The following is a 16,540-nucleotide window of genomic DNA, read 5'->3' on the forward strand; positions in this document are numbered from 1 at the left end:
GTCGCGCGCCGGTGGGGCGCGTACAGTCGGACGATGGCACCGGCCCTCGCCAACACCCCCGCCCGCTACGGCCTCCTGTCCGTGCTGATCCATTGGACCATGGCGGCGCTGCTGATCGGGCTGTTCGCGCTGGGCTGGTACATGGTGCGCTTGCCCGATGCGGGGTTCGACCAGGAGAAGATCCACCTGATCCTCACGCACAAGTCGATCGGCATGGTCGCATTGCTGCTCGCGGCCGTGCGCATGCTCTGGCGCAGGATCACGGTGCTGCCGCGCCTGGCGGACAGCGTGCCCGACGGGCAGAAGGCCGCAGCCATCTTCGTGCACCTGTGGTTCTATGCGCTGATGATCGCGCTGCCCGTCACCGGCTGGCTGATGTCGTCGGCCGGGGGCTTTCCCGTCTATGCCTGGTTCGACCGACTCCCGCTGCCGGACTTGATCCGCGCCAACCCGCACCTGTTCCCGGTGCTCATCGACGTGCATCGCTGGCTCGCGTACGCGCTGCTCGCACTGCTGGCCGTGCACAGCGTGGCCGCGCTGGTGCACCACTGGGTACTGCGCGACGACACGCTGAAGAAGATGTTGCCCTAGGCGGCAGCCAGCGAGTCGATCACCTTCCGGGCGATCTCGCGCAACGCCCGCGCCCCGGCAACGTTCGCCGCTTCGACGCCCGCCTCCGCGTTCTTCGCGTGCATCGGTTCGGTGGCCTCGATGGCATGCGCGGCGATCACGCGCTCGCGCGCGGTGACGACGATGCGCAACGCGAGACGCACCCGCGGCGGCTCGGCGGAGAAATCCTGCACCAGCTCGTGGATCTCCGTGCGCAGGCTGAAGTCGTAGGCGCCGGGCTGCGGGGCCGCCAGCACGGTCTGGCAGCAACGCGCCGCCTCCAGCGTGCGTACCAGCAGCGGCCCAAGCATCTGCGCGGGCCGTTCCGCCCACTCATGGCGGGCATAGAAATCGACGCGGTGCGGCCGCAGGCTGTACGCCATGCGCGTCGTGTCGTAGGCCGGCCGACAGGTGGGCGACTGCACCAGCAGCACGCCGCGCGGTCGCGCCGCGCGCGGGACCTCGTCGGGCAGCTTGTCCAGCAGCGCAGCGGCGGTGGTGGTCTCGACCGGCGCCAGCCAGCTGCTGCAGCCGGTCGTGAACGATGCGATGGCCGCACCGGCGATGCGACGCGTCGTCATGGGGCCTCGCCCGGCCCGGAGGCCGGCCGCTCGCCGTGCACGAGGATCGCCGGGTTGCGCCGCACGCGATCGGCGGTGTCGGCGAGCGAGCCCGAGAGTGCGTCGAGGCGCGTGACCGCGTCCTGCGTCGACGCGATCACGCCGTCCATCTGCGCCAGCGTGCGGTCCGCGTGCGGCAGCACGTCGTCCTGCATCGTGCGCAGCGTCTGCGTGCCCGCCTGCAGCAGTGGCGGCATCTGCGCCGTCGTCCGCTCGGCGTTCACCACGATGCCTTGCAGGCGCGCGTTGTTGGCGGCCAGCGTGCGCGTCACCTCGTCCAGGCTCGCCACGGAGCGCTTGAGCGACGCGACCGTCTGCGGGTCGAGCGCCGTGCGCAGCAACGCCACCGCCGCCTGCACGTTCTCGCCCAGCTGGTTGATCGACGTGTCCAGGCTCACGGCCTGCGACGGCGTGCTCGGGATGGAAGGGTATCGGCGGCCCGCGTCGGCGACGAGCGGCTGCCCGCCGCTGGCCGGCTCCTCGAGGCTCACGTACACATAACCGGTGAAGCCGCGCGCCGCGAGTCCCCGGCCCGTGATCGTCGCGACGGTCGCCGTCGTGACCGGGGTATCCTTCTTCACCGCGACGATCACTTGCACGCTGCGCGGACCGATGAGCCGCACCTCCTCGACCTGGCCGACCTCCACACCGTGGAACTCGACCGGCGCGCCCGGGATGAGTCCGGAGACGCTGTCGCTCGAACGGATCTCGTAGCGCATGTTCTGCCCGCGCGCGAACAGGTACCAGCCTCCTGCCGCAGCAGCGAGGGCCAGCAGCGTGGCGGCAAAGGCGATCTTCGCGCGGGTTTCGGGAGACTTGGGCATGGGGGTGCACCTCCTTGAGGACGAACACGGCTCGAGCGATCCGTATTCCCCTCGGGCGCCATGATTTCGCGCGTTAGGATGACATATGACCGTTTCCTGTCCGGCCGTTCTCGTCAGTGCCCCGGCGTCGGGCCAGGGCAAGACGACCGTCGCCTGCGCATTCGCGCGGCTCCACGCGCGCGGCGGGCGGCGCGTGCGCGCCTTCAAATGCGGCCCCGACTTCATCGACCCCGGCTGGCTGGAGCTCGCGAGCGGCGCGCCGGTGCACAACCTCGACCTGTGGATGACGGGCGAGGAGGACATCCGCGCCCGCCTGCACTCGGCCGCCCGCGAAGCCGACCTCATCGTCGTCGAAGGCGTGATGGGCCTCTTCGACGGCGGGCCGAGTGCCGCCGACATCGCCGCGCGTTTCGGCCTGCCCGTGGTGGCGGTGATCGACGCGTCGGCGATGGCCGGCACCTTCGGCGCGATCGCGTTCGGGCTGCAGCATTACCGCGCCGGATTGCCGTGGGCGGGCGTGCTCGCCAATCGCGTGGCCGGCGAAGGGCATGGGCGGATGTTGCAGGAGGCGCTCGGCAGCGACAGTCCCTGGCTGGGCGCGATCATGCGCGACGCGGCGATGAGCCTGCCCGAGCGGCACCTCGGCCTGGTCGTGCGCGAGGAGCTCGGCGACGCGATGCCGCGCATCGATGCGGCGGCGGACGCGCTCGCGTCCACGGCGTTGGCCGATGCCGCGATGCTGGCGCGCTGGTCGACGGCATTCGAGGAACCGGCGCCGCGCACGATCGCGCCGCTGCTCGCAGGCCGCACCGTCGCCGTCGCACGCGATGCGGCGTTCTGTTTCATCTATCCCGCGAACCTCGACACGCTGCATGCGCTCGGCGCGCAGGTTGCGTTCTTCTCGCCATTGAAGGACGAGACCGTGCCCGTGTGCGATGCGCTGTGGCTGCCCGGCGGCTACCCGGAGCTGCACGGCGCCACGCTCGCCGCTGCGCAGGCGACGCGCGGGAGCGTGCGCGCGCATGCGGCCGCCGGCCGTGCTGTGTGGGCCGAATGCGGCGGCATGATGGCCTTGTTCGACGAGCTCGAGGAGGTCTGCGGCCGACGCCACGCGATGTGGGGCGTGCTGCCCGGGTGCGTGCGCATGCACGAGCGGCTCGCCGCGATCGGGCCGCAGCAACTGGTCATGCCCGCGGGTGTGCTGCGCGGCCACACCTTCCATCACTCGACCTGTAGCACGCCGCTCGAGGCGGGCGGCCACACCACGTCGCCCGACGGCGTGCGACGCGGCGAGGCGCTGTACCAGCAGGACAACGTGCGCGCGAGCTACTTCCACGCGTGGTTCGCATCGAACCCGACGGCGGTCGCCGCGCTGTTCGGAGCGTCGTCGTGACCGCGCGTTGCGTGATGGTGCTGGGCACGAGCAGCGGCGCCGGCAAGAGCTGGCTCACGACGGCCTTGTGCCGCCACTACGCGAACCGGGGCTTGAAGGTTGCGCCGTTCAAGGCGCAGAACATGAGCAACAACGCGCGCGTGGTGCCGGGCCCTGGCGGCCGCCTCGGCGAGATCGGCAGTGCCCAGTACCACCAGGCGCTCGCGGCCAAAGTGCAACCGAGCGTTCTGATGAACCCGGTGCTGCTCAAGCCCGAGGCCGACACGCGCAGCCAGGTCGTGGTGCTGGGCGAAGTCGACACTGCGCTGGGCGCGACGCCCTGGCGGAAGCGCAGCGAGAAGGTCTGGCCGCGCGTGGCCGAGGCGTTCGAGCGCCTGCGCGCCGAGCACGAGGTCATCGTGATCGAAGGCGCGGGCTCGCCCGCCGAGATCAACCTGCACGACAGCGACTTCACCAACATGCGCATCGCGCGTCATGCCGGTGCGGCCTGCCTGCTGGTCAGCGACATCGACCGGGGCGGCGCGTTCGCGCACCTGTACGGCACCTGGGCGCTGTTGCCGCCCGAGGAGCGCGCGCTGCTGCGCGGCTTCGTGCTCAACAAGTTCCGTGGCGACGAGACGCTGCTCGCGCCCGGGCCGCGCATGCTCGAGGACCTCACCGGCGTGCCGGTGGTCGCGACCCTCCCGTTCGTGCCGCAGCACGGCCTGCCCGAGGAGGACGGCGTGTTCGACCACGGCACGACCTCGACCGGGCCCACCCGGCGCACCATCGCGGTGATCGCGTACCCGCGCATCAGCAACCTCGACGAGTTCGAGCCGCTCAAGCACGTCGATGGTGTGCGCCTGGTGTGGGCGCGCACGCCGGCCGACTGCGCCGGCGCGGACTGGATCGTGCTGCCGGGCTCCAAGCACACCAGCGCCGACCTCGCGTGGCTGCGCGCGCAGCGGCTCGACGTCTGCGTTGCGCGCCATGCAGCAGCCGGCGGCGCCGTGCTCGGCGTCTGCGGCGGGCTGCAGATGCTGGGCGAGGCGCTGGTCGATCCGCACGGCATCGATGGCAACGGGCCGGGCCTGGGCCTCTTGCCGGTCGTGTCGGTGTTCGAGCCGGCCAAGACGGTGCGCCGCACCAGCTCGCGTTTCGGCGAGGTCGCGGGCGAATGGCGCGCGCTGTCGCGGGTCGCTGTCGACGGCTACGAAATCCACCATGGGCAGACCGCCTGGCATCCGGCCATGCAGCCCGGCCGCGAGGTGCTGCCCGGGCTGGCATGGCAGAACGCGCAGGGCAACGTGCTCGGCATTTACCTGCACGGCCTGTTCGAGGACGCGCGCGTGCTGCACGCCCTGTTCGGCGCGGCAACACGCGACCTTGACGCGGCCTTCGACCGCCTCGCCGGGCTGATCGAAGGCCGCTTCCCTCCCGCCTTGCTCGAGGCGCTGGTGGCGCCTCAGTGATTGGAATCGCTCGGAACGCTTCCCGAGACTGGCAGCGCCGACGGGCTCAGGGCGAACTCCGGCGTGTCCTGCGCCGCGCGCCAGTCCTTGCTGGACGTGAGCACGAGAACGGCGCCGAACGCGACGACCAGCGGCACGGCCCACAGAATGGGCTTGGTCCAGCGGATGGGCAGGGGCTTCCAACTGAAATGGCCCGCGCCGATGAAAGGAACCAGTTGCATCGCTTCCTCCTCTATGCCCTGATTTGGTGGGCACGTGGCGGGGACTCTAGGCGCCGACAGGCACATCGGCACCCTGCGCGCAGGGGGCATTCGACACCGCGGCGAGACGGCTGGTTACAGCGGGTGAAGCGCGTCACAGCTTTTCAGGCAGTGCCTCACTAGGCTCGCGCCATGAAGAACAGTGCGGGGCTCTCGGCGTTGCGCGCGCTCTGCCAGGCAGGGCTGCCGGCGGAGTCGTTCATCCCCGCGGCCCTGGAGGCGTTGCACGGCGTCGTGCCCTCGTACCGCAACCTGTTCGACTGGACCGACGACGCGGGCAACATCGTGCGCTACTGGTTCGAGGGACCGATCGATCATCGCATCGCCTCGCACTACTTCGAGCAGTTCTACAACCGCCGCGAGGCGGAGGTGATGCCGGTGTTCCGCCAGAGCATCCGTGCGCGCGACCGTGTGCACAGCGCGCAGGAGCTGGACACGCCCGCGTTCTTCCGCTCGGCGCTGTACAACGAGGTGTGGCGGCCGCAAGGCCTGCACACGCGCGTGGAGGCGCTGGTGCGCACGCCCCACGGCCGCACGCTCGGCTCGCTGGTGCTGTATCGCGCACCGGGCGACCCGAAGTTCACCCGGCAGGAGGAACACCTGCTGGAACAGGCGACGGCGTACATCGCACAGGGGATCGAGCGCGGCGAGCCCATGAACGGCGCGATGGAATTCTCGGTATCGCCCGCGCGCGCGGCGCAACTGACGCTCGACGCGCAGGGCCGCCTCGCGCACGCCTCGGCCGAGGCGATGAAGCTGCTGATGCTGGCGCACGGCGGGGTGACGCCCGAAGCCGTCACCCGCGAGCCGCGGCGCGAAGACTTCGCTGCGCTCGATGCGCTGTGGCAGCGGCGCGGGCGCGAGCGGTCGTGGACGGTCGAGAACGCGTGGGGCCGCTTCACGTTCGAAGCCGAGCCGATGTGGCCGCTCGGGCCGGCCGGCTCGCCGCTGCTGGAGGTGATGATCGCGCAGTTCGAGCCGCACGTCGTGTGGCTGCGGCGCGCGCTCGAGCGGCTGCCGCTGTCGCCGGCGCAGCGCGAGGTCTGCGCGCTGCTGCATCGCGGCGACTCGCAGGCGCAGATCGCGCGGCAGCTGAACGTGTCGGCGACCACGGTGGCCGACCACATTCGCAAGATCTACACGAAGCTGGACGTGCATTCGGCCAAGGCGCTGAGCGCGCGCATCAGCGAACTGGCCGCCGGCAAATAAAAAACCCGGCACCGCAGTGCCGGGTTTTGCTTCTTGCTCCGCTGGCCTTACGGCTTGCTGGCCGTCGGAAATGGCCAGGCCGCTTGCGGGTTCAGGGTGGTCTGAGCCGCAGGTGCAGCCGGAGCGGGGCTCGCCGCAGCCGGCTTGGCAGCAGGTGCTTTCGCGGCCTTTTTCGCAGCTTTCTTCGCAGGCTTTTTCGCAGCCTTCTTCGCCGCTTTTTTCGCAGGCGCCTTTTTCGCGGCCTTCTTGGCCGTGGACTTCTTGGCGGCCTTCTTCGCGGTCTTCTTGACGGCCTTCTTCGCCGTCGCCTTCTTCGCGGCCTTCTTGGCCGCCGGGCGCTTCGCAGCCTTCTTGGCCGCGGGGCGCTTCGCGGCAGCCTTCTTGGCCGCCGGGCGCTTGGCGGCAGCCTTCTTGGCCGCCGGGCGCTTCGCCGTCGTCTTCTTCGCGGCCTTCTTGGCCGGGGCCTTCTTGGCCGCCTTCTTCGCAGTTGCCATTTCTATCTCCTGTTCAAGTTGATCAACATCAACCAAAGAAGCACCCCATGCTTGTTGGTTTGCATGGAGAGATCCATGGAGTTGGGACGCATCCCAGCTCCATGAACACCTGTGCCCGCGTCGGCTCCAGCTTCTTGTGGCCGGTCGATCAACGCAGGCGATTCAGTCCCAGGAAAGCGCGCCACCCGTCTGGTATTCGATCACGCGGGTTTCGAAGAAATTGCGCTCTTTCTTCAGGTCAATCATCTCGCTCATCCAGGGGAACGGGTTTTCCTCGTTCGGGAAGAGCGCTTCGAGGCCGATCTGCGTCGCGCGACGATTCGCGATGTAGCGCAGGTAGCCCTTGAACATGGAGGCGTTGAGGCCCAGCACGCCGCGCGGCATGGTGTCCTCCGCATAGCGGTATTCGAGCTCGACGGCCTTCTGGAAGAGAGCCTTGATCTCCTCCTTGAATTGCGCCGTCCACAGGTGCGGGTTCTCGAGCTTGATCTGGTTGATCAGGTCGATGCCGAAGTTGCAGTGCATCGACTCGTCGCGCAGGATGTACTGGTACTGCTCCGCCGCGCCGGTCATCTTGTTCTGGCGGCCCAGCGCCAGGATCTGCGTGAAGCCGACGTAGAAGAAGAGGCCCTCCATCAGGCAGGCGAAGACGATCAGCGACTTGAGCAGCTTCTGGTCGGCCTCGGGCGTGCCCGTATGGAAGTGCGGGTCCATGATCGCGTCGATGAACGGGATCAGGAACTCGTCCTTGTCGCGGATCGACGCCACCTCGTGGTAGGCGTTGAAGATCTCGCTCTCGTCCAGCCCCAGCGACTCCACGATGTACTGGTAGGCGTGGGTGTGGATCGCTTCCTCGAAGGCCTGGCGCAGCAGGAACTGGCGGCACTCGGGCGCCGTGATGTGGCGATAGGTGCCCAGCGTGATGTTGTTGGCGGCGAGCGAATCGGCCGTCACGAAGAAGCCGAGGTTGCGCTTGATGATGCGGCGCTCGTCCTCGGACAGGCCGTTCGGGTCCTTCCACAGGGCGATGTCGCGGTTCATGTTCACTTCCTGCGGCATCCAGTGGTTGGCGCAGGTGGCCAGGTACTTCTCCCAGGCCCACTTGTACTTGAAGGGGACGAGCTGGTTGACGTCGGTCTGGCCGTTGATGATGCGCTTGTCCGCGGCCTGCACACGCCGCTGCGACGACGCCGCGGCGCTGGCCGGTGACGCAGGCTGCGCGGGCGCGAGCGCCACGTCGTCGAACTTGCGGGAAGGGGTGCTGACGGTCTGCAAGGCGATTTCCGGGGAGAGGTTTACCTCACGGTTCGCGTTGTTGTATGAACCGTTGCTGCCAGGTGCTTGCGATGTGGGCGTGACTTCGTCGTCCCAGGTCAACATAAGTTTTCCAGTGCTCGAATTATGTGAGCAGTGATGCAAATTGCAAAGTGTCCGTTCACATCACCGCCCGATTTTGTTGCTCCTATGCATCGTGCCGATGTCGGAGAACATCGACACATGCGCCTTCATCGAGTCACTGGCACGCTTCGCAACCCGGATCGTCGATCGCGCAGAACTTGATGTCGGTCGCCGGCGCTGCAGCACTTGCCGCGTTCATCTGCGACTGCGCCGCAGCCGCGGCTTTCTCGAGTGCACTCATGCCGCCACCACCCGACGCACCGTTCGACACCGCGTTCAGGCGGCCCGACTGCACGGTGGACTTCTCGGCCTGCGTCGCGCTGGTCGTGCGCAGGTAATAGGTGGTCTTCAGGCCGCGCAGCCATGCGAGCTTGTAGGTCTCGTCCAGCTTCTTGCCCGAGGCGCCCGCCATATAGATATTGAGCGACTGCGCCTGGTCGATCCACTTCTGGCGGCGCGCGGCGGCTTCCACCAGCCACACCGGCTCGACCTCGAAGGCCGTGGCGTACAGCGCCTTGACGTCTTCCGGCACGCGGTCGATCGGGTTGAGCGAACCGTCGAAGTGCTTGAGGTCCATCACCATCACGTCGTCCCACAGGCCCAGGCGCTTCAAGTCGCGCACCAGGTAGTGGTTGATCACCGTGAACTCGCCGGACAGGTTCGACTTGACCGACAGGTTGCCGAAGCACGGCTCGATGGAGGCATCGACCCCGATGATGTTGGAGATGGTGGCCGTGGGGGCGATCGCGATGCAGTTGCTGTTGCGCATGCCGTCGAGGGCGATCTTCTTGCGCAGGGCGTCCCAGTCGAGCGTGGCCGAGCGGTCCACCTCGACATAGCCGCCGCGTTCGCTGGCCAGCAGGTCCAGCGTGTCGGGCGGCAGGATGCCGTTGTCCCACAGCGAGCCCTTGTAGCTGGAATAGCGGCCGCGCTCGCGCGCCAGTTCCGTGGACGCCCAGTAGGCGTGGTAGCACACGGCTTCCATCGACTTGTCGGCGAAAGCGACGGCCTGCTCGGACGCGTACGGGATGCGCAGTTCATACAGCGCGTCCTGGAATCCCATGATGCCCAGGCCCACCGGGCGGTGGCGCATGTTGGAATCGCGCGCCTTCTTGACGGCGTAGTAATTGATGTCGATCACGTTGTCGAGCATCCGCATCGCGACCTGGATCGTCTTCTTCAGCTTGTCCTGGTCGATCGCGCCGTTCTTCAGGTGCTGGACCAGGTTGACCGAGCCGAGGTTGCAGACGGCCGTCTCGGTGTCGCTGGTGTTGAGGGTGATCTCGGTGCACAGGTTGGACGAGTGCACCACGCCCACGTGCTGCTGGGGCGAGCGCACGTTGCAGGCGTCCTTGAACGTGATCCAGGGGTGGCCCGTCTCGAACAGCATCGAGAGCATCTTGCGCCACAGGTCGGTGGCCGGCAGCGTCTTGGTCGGCTTGATCTCGCCGCGCCTGGCTTTTTCCTCGTAGGCGACGTAGGCCTTCTCGAACTCGGTGCCGAACTTGTCGTGCAAGTCCGGCACGTTGGAGGGCGAGAACAGCGTCCACTCGCCCTTTTCCATCACGCGGCGCATGAACAGGTCGGGGATCCAGTTGGCCGTGTTCATGTCGTGCGTGCGGCGGCGGTCGTCGCCGGTGTTCTTGCGCAGCTCGAGGAACTCCTCGATGTCGAGGTGCCAGCTCTCCAGGTAGGTGCAGACCGCCCCCTTGCGCTTGCCGCCCTGGTTGACGGCCACCGCCGTGTCGTTGACCACCTTCAGGAAGGGCACGACGCCCTGCGATTCGCCGTTGGTGCCCTTGATGTGCGAGCCGAGCGCGCGCACGCGCGTCCAGTCGTTGCCCAGGCCGCCCGCGAACTTCGAGAGCAGCGCGTTTTCCTTGATCGACTCGTAGATGCCGTCCAGGTCGTCCGGCACCGTGGTCAGGTAGCACGAGGACAGCTGCGAGCGCAGCGTCCCGCTGTTGAAGAGCGTCGGCGTGGACGACATGAAGTCGAACGTCGACAGCACCTCGTAGAACTCGATCGCGCGGGCTTCGCGGTCGATCTCGTTCAGCGCCAGGCCCATGGCCACGCGCATGAAGAAGGCCTGCGGCAGCTCGATGCGCTTCTTGCGCACGTGCAGGAAGTAGCGGTCGTACAGCGTCTGCAGCCCCAGGTAGTCGAACTTCAGGTCGCGGTCGGCCTTCAGCGCCGCGCCCAGCCGCTTCAGGTCGAAGTTCAGGAGCTCGGGGTTGAGCAGCTCGGCCTCCACGCCCTTCTTGATGAAGCCGGGGAAGTAATCGGCGTAGCTCGCCGCCGCTTCGGCCGGCGACAGGTCGCGGCCGATCACTTCCTTGAAGATCGTGTGCAGCAGCAGGCGCGCGGTGGCGAAGGTGTAGTCCGGGTCCTTTTCGATCAGCGTGCGCGCGGCGAGGATCGAGGCCTTGTAGACCTCGTCGATCGGCACGCCGTCGTACAGGTTGCGCATCGTCTCGCCGACGATCGGCTCGCTCTTCACGTCGGCCGACAGGCCGGCGCAGGCGGCCTCGATCAGCTGCTTGAGCGCGTTCAGGTCGAGCGGCACGCGATGGCCGCCGTCGACGACATGCAATTGCGGCTGCTTGGGCGCCTCGGCCTTCGTTTCCTTCGCCCGCTCCTGCGCACGGCGCTCGCGGTACAGCACGTAGGCGCGCGCGACGTCATGCTGGCCGCTGCGCATCAGGCCGAGCTCGACGGCGTCCTGCACGTCCTCGATGTGGAACGTGCCGCCGCCCGGTCGCGAACGCACCAGCGCGCGGATCACGGACTGCGTGAGCTGGTCCACCGTCTCGCGCACCGAGGCCGATGCCGCGCCCTGCGTGCCGTGCACGGCCAGGAACGCCTTCATCATGGCGATGGCGATCTTGTTGGGCTCGAACGGGACCACCGAGCCGTTGCGGCGGATGATCTGGTAATTCGCGAGGGGATTCGCGGTTGCTTGCGGCGCCTGGGACGCGGTGTACAGGGAAGCGGCAGCCGGGCCGGTGGTGGTGCTCGAAACAGATTGCATTCGGCGTATTTCCTCTGCGGTGTTTGTTCTTCGGGGAGCGGGAGTGTAGCGTGGTTCGCGCGTCTCAAGCACTATATATGGGGGCAAGCCACTGTCAAGCTCACTACATCTAGTGCTTCTACCAACTTGTGGGCCAGCTGTGGACAGGGTGTTGGCAATGCCCCGTGGCTGAGCAGGAGAGCGCGTTGTCGCTGGACGGACGATCCACAAGCGAGCATTGACGCGGGCTGGCGCGCGGATTCGCGGTGGAATGCGCGTCCTTGCTTGCGCGGGCGAACGAGTAACAGCGTGTTGCCCGCGGAGGGCGTGCGACAGGCGGTGGGGCTCGCGTCAGGCGGTGCCCGTCAGTCCTCATCTAAAAATCGGCCAGCCGGGCACCGCCTGACGCGAGTGCGAGCGCCGTGCAGGGCGACAACCAATCCTCTCCGAGCACGCGCAAGGTGCCCTCGCGGCATGGGCCATTCGGACTGGCCGAATGGGCCATGCCGCGAACCCGCGACGCCTCACGTCAGCCCGGAAACCGCTCCCTGGGCCACGCCAGTTCGCGCTGCAGGCGCGGCCAGTCGAAGCCCGGGCCGGGGTCCCGCTTGCGGCCGGGCGCGATGTGTTCGTGGCCGGCGATGTGTTCGATCGGATAGCGCTGCGCGATCGCGGCGGCGAGTTGCGCCAGCGTCTCGTACTGGGCGGACTCGAAGGTGCCGCCCTCCAGGCCCTCGAGCTCGATGCCCACCGAATCGTCGTTGCAGTTCTCCCGGCCGCGCCAGCACGAGGCGCCGGCGTGCCAGGCGCGATCGTCGCAATCGACGAACTGCCACAGCTCGCCGCCGCGGCGGATGTAGAAATGCGCCGACACTTCCATGCCCTCGATGGACTTGAAGTACGGGTGCGCGTTCCAGTCCAGCGTGTTGGTGAAAAGCTGCTGCACCTCGTCGCCGCCGTACCGGCCGGGCGGCAGGCTGATCGAGTGCACGACGATGAGGTCCACGTTCGCGCCCGAGGGGCGCGGGCCGAAGTTGGGCGACGCGAGACGGCGGGCGAAGCGGTACCAGCCGCCGTCCCACAGCGGCGAGGCTTCAGCCCTCGTCATTGTCATTGTCCGTACCGCCCGGCACGGCGATCGCGAGCCGCGCGATGCGGTAGCGGATCTGGCGCAGCGACAGGCCGAGCCGCTGCGCGGCGGCGGTGCGGTTGAAGCCGGTCTCGCGCAGCGCCTTCACGAGGATCTCGCGCTCCTGCTGGTCGAGGTACGCCTGCAGGTCCTGCGGCATCTCGGCCGGCGGCTTCGGCGCCGCATCGAGCGCCCCAGGCTGCGACGGCGGCGCGCGGTCGACCTGCAGCTCCTCGCCGTCGGACAGGGCCACCGCGCGATGCAACAGGTTCTCCAGCTCGCGCACGTTGCCGCTGAGCGGGTGCGCCATCAGCTGCTCCATCACGGCGGGCGACAGCTGCGGCGTGGGCATGCCCGACTCCCGCGCGATGCGCGCGAGCAGCGACTCGCACAGCATGGGCAGGTCCTCGCGGCGCTCGCGCAGCGGCGGCACCATGATTTCGATCACGTTCAGCCGGAAGAACAGGTCCTGGCGGAAGCGCCCGGCCTGGACGTCGGCGCCCAGGTCCTTGTGCGTGGCGCTGACGACGCGCACGTCCACCGCGTCCTCCTGCGTCGAGCCGAGCGAGCGCACGTGGCGCTCCTGGATCGCACGCAGCAGCTTGGACTGCATGGGCAGCGGCAGGTCGCCGATCTCGTCGAGGAACAGCGTGCCGCCCCGCGCCGCCTGGAAGTAGCCCTCGCGGTCGGCGGCGGCGCCGGTGTACGAGCCCTTCTTGGCCCCGAAGAACTCCGCTTCGAGCAGGGTCTCGGGGATGGCGCTGCAGTTCACGGCCACGAACGGGCCTTCGGCCCGGTGGCTGCAGGCATGGATCGCGCGCGCCACCAGCTCCTTGCCGGTGCCCGACTCGCCGCGCACGAGCACCGGCGCCATGCTGCGCGCCACCTTGCCGATACGCTCCTTGACCGTGCGCATCGCGGCCGATTCGCCCACCAGCCGCTGCAGCGCATTCTGCGCATTGCCTGCGCCCGGTGCCGCGCCGCGGCTCGCCGCCCGCGGGCGCTGGGCTCCGGCCGCGGACTCGGCGATCGCCGACGCGACCACGGTGCGGAACTGCTTCAGGTCCACCGGCTTGGTGAGGTAATCGAAGGCGCCGGCCTTGAGCGCCTCCACCGCGTTCTCGGCCGAGCCGTAGGCCGTCATGACGATGCAGCGCTCGCCGCGCTGCTCCGCCGCCATCCACTTGAGCAGTTCGATGCCGTGGCCGTCGGGCAGCCGCATGTCGGTGATCACCGCGTCGAACTTCTTGGCCGCAAGCTGGGCGCTGGCCTCGGCGAGCGAAGCGGCCGCGTCCACGCGGTAGCCCTCGCGCAGCAGCGTGAGTTCGTAGAGCGTGCGCAGGTCGGGTTCGTCGTCGACGACCAGCACTTGCGCGGAAGAAGCCGGGGTGGACATCAGGCGGTCATTTTGTCAAAGGATGCAGGACTGGCCACGGCCGCGCCATGCGCGAAGATCACCACGAACTCGTTGCCCTCGCGCGCATCGCCCGCGACACCGGACAGCGCGCGCTCGTAGCCCATCGTCGCGCCGTGACGTTCGCACAGCTCGCGGCAGATGTACAGGCCCAGGCCGCTGGAGCGGCTCTCCGACGAGAAGAATGGCTCGAACAAGTGGCGCTGCACCGACGGTTCGAGCGGCGCGCCGTCGCTCCACACGTGCAGGCTGGCGTGCGCGCCGGTGAGGCGCGTCCAGACCCGGATCGAGTCCGGCTGCTCGCCGGCGTAGCGCAGCGCGTTGTCCAGGAGGTTGACCAGCACGCGCCGCAAGTGGTCCGGCTCGAAACGCACGGCGAAGCCCGGCGCGGCCAGCGACAGCTGCAGGCGCGACGCGCTGCGGGTCTGCATCGCCCAGTCGTCGCAGGCGGCGGCCACCGCGCCATCGAGCACCAGCATCTCCGCCGCGGCGCCCGGGCCGTGGCGCGCGCGAGAGATGTCCAGGATCTCCTCGACGATCTGCTGCAGCCGCTGGGCGTTCTTGCGCACCAGCGAACTGAGCTGCTTCAGGCCCGGCTCCTTCAGGTCCTCCTCCATCAGCTCGTTGGCCTGCGCGATGGCGGCCAGCGGATTGCGGATCTCGTGCGCGACGGCCGCCGACATGCGGCCCATCGCCGCGAGCTTCTCGGTGCGCAGGCGCGCCTCCATCTCGCGCAGGTCCTGCAGGAACATCACGCACAGGCCTTCGGACGCCGTTTCCTCGGGCGCGGTGAGCCGCGTGCGGACGTGGATGCGCCGCGGGCTCGCGTCTTCTTCCTCCAGTGCCACCTCGCCCCATTGCGGCCGGTGCTGCGCGAAGGTGCTCCCCGCCATTTCGCGCAGCGGCTCCCAGGCGGGCTGCGCGGCGAGCGCGAAGGGCTGCTTGTCGTTCACCTCGACGAAGCCCAGCAAGGCGCGCGCGGCCGGGTTCGCGGCCTGCACACGGCCGTGGCCGTCCACGACCATCACCCCCTCGGACAGGGCCTCGATCACCAGCTCGTTGACTTGCGCCTGCGTGCGCGCCGCGCGACGGCCGTGCCGCGCCGCCTCCTCCTCGCGCGCCAGCCGCGCCGCGAGCAGGTTGACGACAAAGGCCAGCGCGAAATAACCGGTGCCCGTCAGCCCCGCCTGCAGGTAGCGCGAGGCGGCGGCATCGCCGGGAACATGCAGCGCGACGATCCATGCGTCGGCCAGCAGCAGCAACGCCACCCCGGCCGCCGTGCCCAGCGCCAGCAGCGTCGAGCCCAGGACCGCGGCCATCAGCACGGGCAAGGCGAACAGCGGCGAGTAATTGATGCCGCCGGCCTGCAGGAACTGCAACGCCGCGAAGGCGATCAGGTCCACGCCGATGGTGGACACCCAGTGCGCGTCGAAGGACTGGCCGGGCGCCTTGGGCCGCGTGAACACGCGCACCGCGAACGCCGCGAGCAGGTAGGTGGCGCACAGGAAGACCAGCCAGTTGCTCACGTTGAGCACGGGCGCCGCCAGCGTATGCAGCGCACCGAGCAGCACCATCAGCACGAGGGCGATGGTGATGCGCGCGGTCATGAAGCCGCGCCACAGCCGCGCGAAGGCCGTATCGAACGGCAGGGTGCCAGCCGATCCGGCCGCGTCCGTCATCCGTCAGGCCTCGGCGCGCTGCCGGTGCTCGGCGCAGCAATAGAGCTGCCCCCCGGGCCCGGGCAGTGCTTCGCTGCGCGGCAAGTGCACGCGGCACACCGGGCATTCCACCATGTCCTGCGGCGCCGGCGGAGCCGGGCCGCGCGACCCCGGGGCCCGGCCCTGCATCTGCCGGCCGCCACGCATGTACCAGATGACCGCGAGGATCACGGCGATCAGCAGCAGGTATTTCATGATGCGCGCCTCAGGATCACTTCGAGCACGAAGCGCGATCCGGCATAGGCCAGCAGCAGCAGGATCGAGCCCGTGTAGAGCACGCGCACCGCCTTGCGCCCGCGCCAGCCGAAACGCAGGCGCCCGAGCAGCAGGAAGGCGAACACCAGCCAGGCCAGGATCGAGAACACCGTCTTGTGGTCCAGGCGCAGCGGCTGCCCGTACAGCGTCTCCGAGAACAGGAGGCCGGCCAGCAAGGTTGCCGACAGCAGCACGAAACCGATGGTGGCGAAGCGGAAGGTGAGCCGCTCGAGCGTGAGCAGCGGCAGGCCCGCGTCGGCATCGGCCCCCTGGCGCATCGCGTGCTCGGCGCGCATCATCAGCCAGGCATGCACCGCCGCGGCGGCGAACAGGCCGTAGGAGGCGACGCCCAGTGCCAGGTGCAAGGGCAGCCACGGCGAGGCCAGCGCATGCAAGGGCGTGCCCGGATAGAACAGCGCCAGCAGCACGGCGATGCTGCCCAGGCCCGCCAGCGCCCAGCGGGCCTGCAGTTGCGGGAACACCTGCCGCTCGACCGCGTAGACCGTGAGCACGAGCCACGCGGTGACGGACAGGGCAGGCGCGAAGCCGAAGCGCGGCGGCTGGCCGAGCAACAGGCCCCAGGCGATCGCCCCGAGGTGCAACAGCCACGCGGCGACCAGGGCGAAACGCGCGCCGCTTTCGCCCAGGCGCGAGGCGCCGGCTGCGGAGATCGCATAGGCCAGCGCGGCCGCGATGGCGAGCACCGCGTGCGCGTCGAGGCCGCTCGGTAGAATCATGCGCACAGTTTAGCCGCGC

15 protein-coding genes are annotated in these 16,540 nt (G+C 68.9%); 4 read left to right on the forward strand and 11 right to left on the reverse strand.

Features of this window, described 5'->3' with window-relative positions:
• Positions 1-33 precede the first annotated feature (33 nt).
• Entirely contained in the window at positions 34-591 is a 558-nt protein-coding gene (locus AC3EF3_RS17695) for a cytochrome b (RefSeq protein WP_488533460.1), read from the forward strand.
• On the opposite strand, the gene AC3EF3_RS17700 is transcribed toward AC3EF3_RS17695, so the two are convergent.
• A complete protein-coding gene (locus AC3EF3_RS17700; RefSeq protein ID WP_488533461.1) occupies positions 588-1,190 on the reverse strand; it encodes an ABC-type transport auxiliary lipoprotein family protein in 603 nt (200 codons plus the stop codon). The two genes, AC3EF3_RS17695 and AC3EF3_RS17700, sit on opposite strands and share 4 nt — an antisense overlap.
• On the reverse strand, positions 1,187-2,053 hold the full coding sequence (locus AC3EF3_RS17705; RefSeq protein WP_488533462.1) for an MlaD family protein: 867 nt from the start codon (positions 2,051-2,053) through the stop codon (positions 1,187-1,189). Before AC3EF3_RS17705 ends, AC3EF3_RS17700 begins: the two co-directional genes overlap by 4 nt.
• 85 nt (positions 2,054-2,138) lie before the next feature.
• Between AC3EF3_RS17705 and AC3EF3_RS17710 the strand changes: the two genes are divergently transcribed.
• Together AC3EF3_RS17710 and AC3EF3_RS17715 are read left to right on the forward strand one after the other, a co-directional pair.
• Positions 2,139-3,446, forward strand: coding sequence for a cobyrinic acid a,c-diamide synthase CobB (locus tag AC3EF3_RS17710; RefSeq protein WP_488533463.1), 1,308 nt, complete (start codon positions 2,139-2,141; stop codon positions 3,444-3,446).
• On the forward strand, positions 3,443-4,897 hold the full coding sequence (locus AC3EF3_RS17715) for a cobyric acid synthase (protein WP_488533464.1): 1,455 nt from the start codon (positions 3,443-3,445) through the stop codon (positions 4,895-4,897). Before AC3EF3_RS17710 ends, AC3EF3_RS17715 begins: the two co-directional genes overlap by 4 nt.
• Here the strand turns inward: AC3EF3_RS17715 and AC3EF3_RS17720 are convergent.
• Complete coding sequence (locus AC3EF3_RS17720) at positions 4,891-5,118, reverse strand: hypothetical protein (RefSeq protein ID WP_488533465.1); 228 nt, start codon at positions 5,116-5,118, stop codon at positions 4,891-4,893. The genes AC3EF3_RS17715 and AC3EF3_RS17720 overlap by 7 nt on opposite strands.
• A gap of 171 nt (positions 5,119-5,289) precedes the next feature.
• Here AC3EF3_RS17720 and AC3EF3_RS17725 point away from each other — a divergent pair, with 171 nt between their 5' ends.
• Positions 5,290-6,366: a LuxR C-terminal-related transcriptional regulator gene (locus AC3EF3_RS17725; RefSeq protein ID WP_488533466.1), complete on the forward strand. Its 1,077-nt coding sequence runs from the start codon at positions 5,290-5,292 to the stop codon at positions 6,364-6,366.
• 47 nt (positions 6,367-6,413) lie between these two features.
• Here AC3EF3_RS17725 and AC3EF3_RS17730 read toward each other — a convergent pair whose 3' ends face one another.
• From AC3EF3_RS17730 to AC3EF3_RS17765, 8 genes are all read right to left on the reverse strand, one after another.
• A complete protein-coding gene (locus tag AC3EF3_RS17730) occupies positions 6,414-6,860 on the reverse strand; it encodes a histone (RefSeq protein ID WP_488533467.1) in 447 nt (148 codons plus the stop codon).
• Between the two features lie 162 nt (positions 6,861-7,022).
• Positions 7,023-8,240 (reverse strand): ribonucleotide-diphosphate reductase subunit beta, encoded by a 1,218-nt coding sequence (locus AC3EF3_RS17735; RefSeq protein ID WP_488533468.1) that lies wholly within the window; start codon positions 8,238-8,240, stop codon positions 7,023-7,025.
• 133 nt (positions 8,241-8,373) lie between these two features.
• A complete protein-coding gene (locus tag AC3EF3_RS17740; protein WP_488533469.1) occupies positions 8,374-11,289 on the reverse strand; it encodes a ribonucleoside-diphosphate reductase subunit alpha in 2,916 nt (971 codons plus the stop codon).
• 508 nt (positions 11,290-11,797) lie between these two features.
• Positions 11,798-12,382 carry a 1,6-anhydro-N-acetylmuramyl-L-alanine amidase AmpD gene (ampD, locus tag AC3EF3_RS17745; protein ID WP_488533470.1) on the reverse strand — a complete coding sequence of 195 codons (585 nt, stop codon included), beginning with the start codon at positions 12,380-12,382 and terminating at the stop codon, positions 11,798-11,800.
• Positions 12,363-13,793 (reverse strand): sigma-54-dependent transcriptional regulator, encoded by a 1,431-nt coding sequence (locus AC3EF3_RS17750; RefSeq protein WP_488533471.1) that lies wholly within the window; start codon positions 13,791-13,793, stop codon positions 12,363-12,365. Before AC3EF3_RS17750 ends, ampD begins: the two co-directional genes overlap by 20 nt.
• On the reverse strand, positions 13,793-15,490 hold the full coding sequence (locus AC3EF3_RS17755) for a sensor histidine kinase (RefSeq protein WP_488533472.1): 1,698 nt from the start codon (positions 15,488-15,490) through the stop codon (positions 13,793-13,795). Before AC3EF3_RS17755 ends, AC3EF3_RS17750 begins: the two co-directional genes overlap by 1 nt.
• 3 nt (positions 15,491-15,493) lie before the next feature.
• Positions 15,494-15,724, reverse strand: coding sequence for a PP0621 family protein (locus AC3EF3_RS17760; RefSeq protein ID WP_488533473.1), 231 nt, complete (start codon positions 15,722-15,724; stop codon positions 15,494-15,496).
• On the reverse strand, positions 15,721-16,521 hold the full coding sequence (locus AC3EF3_RS17765) for a cytochrome C assembly family protein (RefSeq protein WP_488533474.1): 801 nt from the start codon (positions 16,519-16,521) through the stop codon (positions 15,721-15,723). The genes AC3EF3_RS17760 and AC3EF3_RS17765 overlap by 4 nt, the downstream gene beginning before the upstream one ends.
• Positions 16,522-16,540 lie beyond the last annotated feature (19 nt).

Source organism: Ramlibacter sp. GS1-15, assembly GCF_057785015.1.

Bases quoted from the DNA above. Each gene is read 5' to 3' on its own strand.
- AC3EF3_RS17695 (WP_488533460.1), top strand. From the start codon at position 34: ATGGCACCGGCCCTCGCCAACACCCCCGCCCGCTACGGCCTCCTGTCC.
- AC3EF3_RS17700 (WP_488533461.1), bottom strand. From the start codon at position 1,190: ATGACGACGCGTCGCATCGCCGGTGCGGCCATCGCATCGTTCACGACC.
- AC3EF3_RS17705 (WP_488533462.1), bottom strand. From the start codon at position 2,053: ATGCCCAAGTCTCCCGAAACCCGCGCGAAGATCGCCTTTGCCGCCACG.
- AC3EF3_RS17710 (WP_488533463.1), top strand. From the start codon at position 2,139: ATGACCGTTTCCTGTCCGGCCGTTCTCGTCAGTGCCCCGGCGTCGGGC.
- AC3EF3_RS17720 (WP_488533465.1), bottom strand. From the start codon at position 5,118: ATGCAACTGGTTCCTTTCATCGGCGCGGGCCATTTCAGTTGGAAGCCC.
- AC3EF3_RS17725 (WP_488533466.1), top strand. From the start codon at position 5,290: ATGAAGAACAGTGCGGGGCTCTCGGCGTTGCGCGCGCTCTGCCAGGCA.
- AC3EF3_RS17730 (WP_488533467.1), bottom strand. From the start codon at position 6,860: ATGGCAACTGCGAAGAAGGCGGCCAAGAAGGCCCCGGCCAAGAAGGCC.
- AC3EF3_RS17735 (WP_488533468.1), bottom strand. From the start codon at position 8,240: ATGTTGACCTGGGACGACGAAGTCACGCCCACATCGCAAGCACCTGGC.
- AC3EF3_RS17740 (WP_488533469.1), bottom strand. From the start codon at position 11,289: ATGCAATCTGTTTCGAGCACCACCACCGGCCCGGCTGCCGCTTCCCTG.
- ampD (WP_488533470.1), bottom strand. From the start codon at position 12,382: ATGACAATGACGAGGGCTGAAGCCTCGCCGCTGTGGGACGGCGGCTGG.
- AC3EF3_RS17750 (WP_488533471.1), bottom strand. From the start codon at position 13,793: ATGTCCACCCCGGCTTCTTCCGCGCAAGTGCTGGTCGTCGACGACGAA.
- AC3EF3_RS17755 (WP_488533472.1), bottom strand. From the start codon at position 15,490: ATGACGGACGCGGCCGGATCGGCTGGCACCCTGCCGTTCGATACGGCC.
- AC3EF3_RS17760 (WP_488533473.1), bottom strand. From the start codon at position 15,724: ATGAAATACCTGCTGCTGATCGCCGTGATCCTCGCGGTCATCTGGTAC.
- AC3EF3_RS17765 (WP_488533474.1), bottom strand. From the start codon at position 16,521: ATGATTCTACCGAGCGGCCTCGACGCGCACGCGGTGCTCGCCATCGCG.